Raw genomic sequence first — 8,017 nt, 5'->3', positions numbered from 1 at the left:
CTCCGGAGCAGACACCCTCCCCGACCCCGGCCGTACCGCAGGTACCGGGCCAGAACTGCAGGGTGGGAGCCTGATGTCGGTGTCTCACGTCGCGGGGGCTTTCCCGAGCCCACCGGGTGGATTTGCCCCTGCGCCACTGCAGTCCACCCGCCGCAACACCGAACTCCTGCTGATTCTCGCCGCGATCGGCATCACGCTGGTGTCGCTGATGCTCGTCGAGGCCAGCCAGGAACAGGCTCTCACCTGGGACCTCGCCAAGTACGGGCTGACGTACGCCGCGCTGTTCCTCGTCGCGCATCTGGCGGTGCGTCGATTCGCGACGTACGCCGACCCGCTGCTGCTGCCGATCGTGGCGCTGCTCAACGGGCTCGGCCTGGTCCTGATCCACCGCCTGGACCTCGCCGACGCGGAGAACGCCCGGTTCATGGGCAATCCCATCCCGTCGCCCGACGCGAACCAGCAGGTCCTGTGGACCGCGCTGGCCATCGCCGGGTTCGTCGCGGTGCTGGTGCTGCTGCACGACTACCGGCTGCTCGCCCGCTACAGCTACACCCTCGGCCTGATCGGCCTGGTCGCGCTGGCCATCCCGGCGCTGCTGCCGTCGAGCCTGTCCGAGGTCAACGGCGCGAAGATCTGGATCCGGCTGCCCGGTTTCAGCATCCAGCCCGGCGAGTTCTCGAAGATCCTGCTGATCATCTTCTTCGCGTCGGTGCTCGTCGCGAAACGTGACCTGTTCACGACCGCCGGCAAGCACTTCCTCGGCATGGATTTCCCGCGCGCCCGCGACCTCGGCCCGATCCTCGCCGCGTGGATCCTGTCGATCGGCGTCATGGTGTTCGAGAAGGATCTGGGCACCTCGCTGCTGCTCTTCACGACGGTGCTGGTGATGCTCTACATCGCCACCGAACGGGTGGGCTGGCTGCTCATCGGCTTCGGTCTGCTCGCCGTCGGCTTCTTCTTCGCCTACCAGATGTTCGGGCACGTGCGGGTGCGGGTGCAGACCTGGCTCGACCCGTTCGCCGACTACGCGAACACCGGCTACCAGATCTCGCAGTCGCTGTTCGGCATGGCGACCGGCGGTGTCGGCGGCACCGGCCTGGGCAGCGGCCGGCCCGCTCAGGTGCCGTTCGCGAAGACCGACTTCATCGTCGCGGCGATCGGTGAGGAACTGGGCCTCATCGGCCTGGCCGCGATCCTGCTGCTGTTCCTCGTCCTGATCGTGCGGGGGCTGCGCACTGCGCTGGCGGTGCGCGACAGCTTCGGTAAACTGCTCGCCGCAGGCTTGTCGTTCACCCTCGCGATCCAGCTCTTCGTGGTCGTCGGCGGTGTCACCAAGCTGATTCCGCTGACGGGCCTGACCACCCCGTTCGTCTCCTACGGCGGATCGTCGCTGCTCGCGAACTATCTACTGCTGGCGTTGTTGATGAAGATCTCGCACTCGGCCCGCGAACCCGTCCTCCCCCGCAAGAAGCCTGCGCCCCCGATCGCGGACGCGCAGACGGAGATGATGGGGCGCGAATGAACGGTCCTCTCCGCAAGGTCGCGATGGCCGTGATGTTCCTGGTCGCCGCTCTCCTCGCCAACGCCACGTACGTGCAGGTGATCAAGGCCGACGATCTGCGCACCGATCCGCGGAACTCGCGGGTGCTGATCGACGAGTACTCCCGCCAGCGCGGCCAGATCTCCGCGAGCGGGCAGGTGCTGGCGGTGTCGGTGCCCACCGACAGCCGCTACAAGTACCTGCGCACCTATCCGGCCACCCCGGAGCAGCCGATGAGCCCGCTCGCGTACGCACCGGTCACCGGCTTCTACTCGATGCAGTACGGCAGCACCGGCCTGGAACGGTCCGAGGACGCCGTCCTCAACGGGTCGGACAGCCGGCTGTTCGGGCGCCGCTTCTTCGACCTGGTGTCGGGACGCGACCCGCGCGGCGGGAACGTCGTCAGCACCATCGACCCGATGATGCAGCAGGTCGCCTACGACGAACTGACCGCCAAGGGTTACACGGGTGCGGTCGTCGCGATCGAACCGAGTACCGGCAAGATTCTGGCGATGGTGAGCACACCGAGTTACGACCCGAACCGGCTGTCCGGGCACGACGGGGCCGCCACCAGCGCCGCCTGGGACGAACTCAACGCCGACCCGGACAAGCCGATGCTCAACCGCGCGGTGTCGCAGACCTACCCGCCGGGTTCGACGTTCAAGGTCGTGGTCACCGCCGCTGCCCTCGCGAACGGGGTGAGCCCGGAGGACCGGTTCACCGCCGCCCCGAACATCACGCTTCCGGACACGACAACGACACTCGAGAACTACGCCGGTTCGACGTGCGGTTCCGAACCGACCGCGACGCTGCGCGAGGCGTTCGCCCGCTCGTGCAACACCGCGTTCGTCGAGATGGGAATCAACACCGGCAGGGAGGCTCTCGCGGCGCAGGCCGAGGCGCTCGGAATCGGCGAGGACATGTCGATTCCGCTGTCTGTGGCAGAAAGCACAATCGGTCCGATTCCGGACGGTGCGGCACTCGGACAGTCCAGCATCGGGCAGCGCGACGTGGCCCTGACTCCGCTGGAGAACGCGGTGATCGCCGCGACCGTCGCGAACGGTGGGGTGCGCATGAAGCCGTACCTGGTGGAGCAGTTGCAGTCCCCTGACCTGTCGGTTCTCGCCGAAACGGTGCCAGAGTCGGCCGGCCAGGCGATCGCCCCGGAGGTCGCCGCGACCCTCACGGACCTGATGATCGGCGCCGAGAACTTCGCGGGCGGCGCGGGCAAGATCCCCGGCGTCCAGATCGCGTCCAAGACCGGCACGGCCGAGCACGGCAGCGACCCCCGTAACACTCCGCCGCACACGTGGTATATCGCCTTTGCGCCCGCGCAGCAGCCCACGGTTGCGGTAGCGGTGATCGTGGAGGACGGCGGCGACCGGGCGCTCGCGGCCACCGGCGGCTCCGTGGCCGCGCCCATCGGACGGGCCGTCATCTCGGCCGGATTGCAGGGAGGCTGACATGGCTGTGAACAGCGGCGCCATGATCGCCGACCGCTACCGACTGCAACGGCTCATCGCGACCGGCGGCATGGGCCAGGTGTGGGAAGGACTCGACACGCGGCTCGACCGCCGGGTCGCGGTGAAGATCCTCAAGGCGGAACTGTCGGACGACCCCGACTTCCTGACCCGCTTCCGGTTCGAGGCCCGCACCACCGCCCAGCTCAACCATCCCGGTATCGCCGGGGTGTTCGACTACGGCGAGATCCGCGACGCCGAAGGCCAGTCGATCGCCTACCTGGTGATGGAGCTGGTGCACGGGGAACCGCTCAACGCAGTGCTCGCGCGCGTCGGCCGCCTGTCGCTGGGGCACAGCCTCGACATGCTCGAGCAGACCGGCCGGGCGCTGCAGGCCGCGCACAACGGCGGTGTCGTGCACCGCGACGTGAAGCCGGGCAACATCCTCATCACGCCGACCGGCCAGGTCAAGATCACCGACTTCGGTATCGCGAAGGCCGTCGACGCGTCCCCGGTGACGCGTACCGGCATGGTGATGGGCACCGCCCAGTACATTTCGCCGGAGCAGGCTCTCGGTCAGGAGGCGACCTCCGCGAGCGACGTGTATTCGCTGGCCGTCGTCGGCTACGAGGCCCTGTCGGGCCGGCGGCCGTTCCTCGGCGACAGCGTCGTCACCGTCGCGATGAAGCACGTGCAGGAGGTGCCCGCGCCGCTGCCTACGGATCTGCCGGCCGGCGTGCGCGAGGTCATCGAGATCGGCATGGCGAAGGACCCTGCGCACCGCTATTCCAGCGGCGGCGAGTTCGCCGACGCGATCGCGGCGGTCCGCGCGGGCCGTCCCGTGCCGCCGCCCGGGAACGTGCCGCCGATCACCAACGCCAACCGGGTGCTGCCGCCCGGGGTGCCGGGCACGGCGCCGCCCACCACGGCTACCCGGGCCATGACGACGCCGCCGCAGGCCTACACCGGCGACGTGTATTCGGGGGCGACCCCGCCGCCGCAGACCCCGTACACGGGACCGAATCCTGCGACGGGCACGCAGCCCCCGATCGGCGACTCCGCGGGCGGCCGCTCCTCGAAGGTGCTGCTGTGGGCCGCGGGTATCGCGCTCGCGCTCGCGGCGATCGCGCTCGGCGTCGTGTTGTTCGACCGGGCCGGCTCGGACGAACCGGTGCCCGGTCCGTCGCCGACGACGCAGATCACCACGACGCCCCGGCCGACGACCACCACGACGCGGCCACCGGTGACCACGACGACCGAGGAGCCGACGATCCCGGTGCCACCACCGGTGACGACGATCCCGCCGACCACCACACCGCCGCCGCCGACCACGACCCCGCCGATCACCACGACTCCGGAACCGACCACCACGACTCCGGAACCGACGACGACAACGACCACGACCACCACCGCCACGACGACCACGACCACCACCACGACCGCACCGGCCGGCGGTGGCGGTACCGGGGGTGAGAACGGTGGCGGGGAAGTCGAACCCGGGGCCAACGACAATACGAATTCGAACACCGAGCCGGAAACAGGAACGTGATGACCACACCGCGCAAGCTCTCCTCCCGCTACGAGCTGGGTGAGATCCTCGGCTTCGGTGGTATGTCCGAGGTTCACCTGGCTCGCGATCTCCGGCTCGGTCGCGACGTGGCGATCAAGGTCCTGCGCGCCGACCTCGCCCGCGACCCCACGTTCTACCTGCGGTTCCGCCGGGAAGCGCAGAACGCGGCGGCCCTGAACCACCCGGCGATCGTCGCCGTCTACGACACCGGTGAGGCCGAGACCGAGACCGGCCCGCTGCCGTACATCGTCATGGAGTTCGTCGAGGGCGAGACGCTGCGCGACATCGTGCGGGGCACGGGTCCGATGGCGCCGAAGCGGGCGATGGAGATCATCGCCGATGTCTGCGCGGCCCTGGACTTCAGCCACCGCAACATGATCGTGCACCGCGACGTCAAGCCCGCGAACGTCATGATCAACAAGGCCGGCGCCGTGAAGGTCATGGACTTCGGCATCGCCCGCGCCATCTCGGACGCGGCGAGCCCGATGACGCAGACGGCCGCGGTGATCGGCACCGCCCAGTACCTGTCGCCGGAACAGGCGCGGGGCGAGCAGGTCGACGCCCGCTCCGACGTCTACTCGGTGGGCTGCGTGCTCTTCGAGATTCTCACCGGCGAACCTCCCTTCAAGGGTGATTCGCCGGTCGCGGTGGCCTACCAGCACGTGCGGGAAGATCCGCCGCTGCCGTCGTCGGTGAATGCCGCGGTGCCGCCGGAACTGGATTCGGTGATCCTGAAGGCCATGGCGAAGAACCCCGCCAACCGGTACCAGAGCGCCGCCGAAATGCGCAGCGACCTGATCCGGGTGCTCAGCGGGCAGCGGCCCAGCGCACCGATGGTGATGACCGACGACGAACGCACCACCTTCCTCGGTGCCGTCGACACCGGCTCGAACTACCGGGACAGCGCGGCACCGGCCGGGGCGGCTTCGTCGGGTGGTTCCGGTGGCGGCGGCGCGGTCGCCAAACGCATCCTGCTGGGTGTGGCCGCGGCGGTCGTCGTCGGCATCGTCGGGGTGTTCCTGTGGTCGCTGGGGCCCGGATCGTCCGCGGCTCAGGTTGCGGTGCCCGACGTGCGAAATCTCGCGCAGCAGGTCGCCGAGGCCCAGCTCCAGGACGCGGGTTTCCGCGTGGCCGTACAGCCGAAACCGGACGCGGTGGTCGCGACCGGCAACGTCATCAACACCCGCCCGGTCGCCGGCTCGCAGGTCGAGGAGAACTCGACGGTGACGCTGGAGGTGTCCAGCGGGCCCGAGCAGGTCGAGGTCCCGAGGCTGAGCGGGATGAGCCGGCAGGAGGCTGCGGAGGCACTCGCCGACGTCGGGCTCCGGCTCGACACGAACGTGCTGAAGGCACCCTCCACGGAGGCGCAGGTCGACACGATCGTCAAGCAGGAGCCGTCGTCCGGCAGCAGCGTCGACCGCGACAGCGCCGTCACCATCACCCTGGGTTCCGGCCCGGAGCAGGTCCGGGTACCGAACGTGGCCGGCCAGACCCTGGACGTCGCGCGGGAGAACATCGAGAGCGCAGGCTTCACCGTCGTGGTGGAGCAGGTCGAATCCGGTCAGGCCGAGGGCACCGTCGTCTCGACCAGTCCGGCGGGCGGCGCCAGCGCCACGAAGGGCCAGACCGTCACGATCCAGGTGTCCAACGGCGACCGCGTCGAGATGCCGGTGATCACGAACCGGTCGGTGTCCGAGGCGCTGGCCGCGCTGCGGGCCGCGGGCTGGACGGGCTCGGCCTCACAGCTGCAGCAGACCCGTGAGGCGACGCTCGCCCCGGAACTGGTCGGCATGGTCATCACCCAGCAGCAGCCTCCGGGCTCGGAGATCTCCAAGACCGAGACCATCACGGTCGGGGTCGGGGCCCTGGGAATCCGGTAACGCTATCCGGTAGCAGCTTTGAACGAGCAGGGGCTCGGGCGTGATGCCCGAGCCCCTTCGTTCGTTCCGGGACGGTTCCGTCCGGTCAGGCCGCTCCACCGTCGAGAGCACGGGCCATCTCGGCTTCGAGCTGCGCGACGAGCTCCTCTTCCGGGGCCTGTCCGCACACCGCCAGCCAGTTGGCGAGCATCCGGTGACCGCCCTGCGTGAGCACCGACTCCGGGTGGAACTGGACACCGTGGATCGGCAGCCGGGTGTGCCGCAACGCCATCACCACACCGGATTCGGTGTGTCCGGTCGGTTCCAGCTCGGCCGGCATCGTCTCCGGCAGCACCGTCAGCGAGTGGTAGCGGGTCGCGGTGAACGGATCGGGCAGGCCCGCGAGGACCCCGGTGCCGTTGTGGTGCACCAGGCTGGTCTTGCCGTGCAGCAGTTCGGGGGCCCGGTCGACGGTCGCGCCGAACGCGACCCCGATGGACTGGTGCCCCAGGCACACCCCGAGCAGCGGCGTTTCGGTGTCCGCGCACGCCTTCACGAGGTCGATGCTCGCTCCCGCCCGTTCCGGGGTGCCCGGGCCGGGGCTCAGCAGGATGCCGTCGTAGTCCTTCGCGGCGGCCGTGAGGGCGCCGGGCGCGGTGAGGCGTTCGTCGTCGTTGCGCCAGACGTCCGCTCGCGTCCCGAGCTGCCCCAGATACTGGACCAGGTTGAACACGAAGCTGTCGTAGTTGTCGACCACGAGAATGCGCATGGGAGGAAGCGTACCGACCGGTCAGCGAACGGTCGCGCTGCCGGTGTAGGCAGGGACGGTCAGATCGTCCGACGCCTGCTGCGTGTACCCCAGCCCGAACCGCGCCGCGTACTGCTTGTACACGTTGATGCCCGGTTCCGCGGCGAGTGCTGCCTCGAGCCGCGCGCGGTCGCCGAGCGCGGTGATCACGTACGGCGGGGAATAGGTGCGACCGTGCAGCAGCAGCGTGTTGCCGATGCAGCGCGGCGCCGACGTCGCGACGATCCGCTGGTCCTGCATCGCGATCGCCTCGGCACCGCCCGCCCACAGGGCGTTGAGCACACTCTGCACGTCCTGCTGGTGGACCACCAGGTCGTCGGGTGCGGCGTCGGTCGGATAGCGGCCGTCGGGTCCGCGCGGTGCGTCGGTGAGGGTGACGGTGATTCCCGGCCCCCGGCGGGCGGTCAGTCCCGCCGGATCCGCGAGGGCGTCCGCCTCGGACAGCACCTCCGCGACGTCGCCGTCGGTGGCCGCGGCCTGGTTCTGCAGGGCGGCGACGCGGTCGGCGAGATCGTCACGCAGTTCGCCGAGCTCGTCGACCTGCAACTGCGCGGCCCGGACGAGATCGGACAGGCGGGTGGAGTCGGAGGCGCGCAGTTCGTCGCCGTCGGAGACGCCGCGAGTGGTACCGAGCAGCAATCCGGCGACCAGGGACACGGCCAGGACCGCGGAACCCCAGGCCAGCGTGCGTATCCGCCCGTCGGGCACCCGAGCCTCCCCTCGCCGGTCTGCGTTAGCGTGTACTGGAAACGTAGCTGCCCAACCTACTCTGCCCGCCAC

At 69.7% G+C, this 8,017-nt stretch carries 6 protein-coding genes; 4 read left to right on the top strand and 2 right to left on the bottom strand.

Features of this window, described 5'->3' with window-relative positions; all coding sequences use genetic code 11:
• Nucleotides 1–73 precede the first annotated feature (73 nt).
• Genes M1M07_RS13830 through pknB form a run of 4 tightly spaced genes read left to right on the top strand, consistent with a single transcriptional unit; the run spans nt 74 to nt 6,450 of the window.
• Nucleotides 74–1,522: an FtsW/RodA/SpoVE family cell cycle protein gene (locus tag M1M07_RS13830; protein ID WP_197257164.1), complete on the top strand. Its 1,449-nt coding sequence runs from the start codon at nt 74–76 to the stop codon at nt 1,520–1,522.
• Nucleotides 1,519–3,003: a penicillin-binding protein 2 gene (locus M1M07_RS13825; protein ID WP_197257162.1), complete on the top strand. Its 1,485-nt coding sequence runs from the start codon at nt 1,519–1,521 to the stop codon at nt 3,001–3,003. The genes M1M07_RS13830 and M1M07_RS13825 overlap by 4 nt, the downstream gene beginning before the upstream one ends.
• A 1-nt stretch (nt 3,004) precedes the next feature.
• A complete protein-coding gene (locus M1M07_RS13820; RefSeq protein WP_248674576.1) occupies nt 3,005–4,549 on the top strand; it encodes a serine/threonine-protein kinase in 1,545 nt (514 codons plus the stop codon).
• Complete coding sequence (pknB, locus tag M1M07_RS13815) at nt 4,549–6,450, top strand: Stk1 family PASTA domain-containing Ser/Thr kinase (protein ID WP_197257158.1); 1,902 nt, start codon at nt 4,549–4,551, stop codon at nt 6,448–6,450. Before M1M07_RS13820 ends, pknB begins: the two co-directional genes overlap by 1 nt.
• Before the next feature lie 85 nt (nt 6,451–6,535).
• Here pknB and M1M07_RS13810 read toward each other — a convergent pair whose 3' ends face one another.
• Together M1M07_RS13810 and M1M07_RS13805 are read right to left on the bottom strand one after the other, a co-directional pair.
• Nucleotides 6,536–7,198, bottom strand: coding sequence for an aminodeoxychorismate/anthranilate synthase component II (locus M1M07_RS13810; protein WP_197257156.1), 663 nt, complete (start codon nt 7,196–7,198; stop codon nt 6,536–6,538).
• Nucleotides 7,199–7,219: 21 nt separating this feature from the next.
• Complete coding sequence (locus M1M07_RS13805) at nt 7,220–7,945, bottom strand: DUF881 domain-containing protein (protein ID WP_248674575.1); 726 nt, start codon at nt 7,943–7,945, stop codon at nt 7,220–7,222.
• Nucleotides 7,946–8,017 lie beyond the last annotated feature (72 nt).

It is taken from the genome of Rhodococcus sp. HM1, assembly GCF_023218075.1.
Taxonomy (GTDB): domain Bacteria; phylum Actinomycetota; class Actinomycetes; order Mycobacteriales; family Mycobacteriaceae; genus Rhodococcus.
Note: the sequence above shows the minus strand (reverse complement) of the source record. Positions and strands in the feature narration are given on the sequence as shown.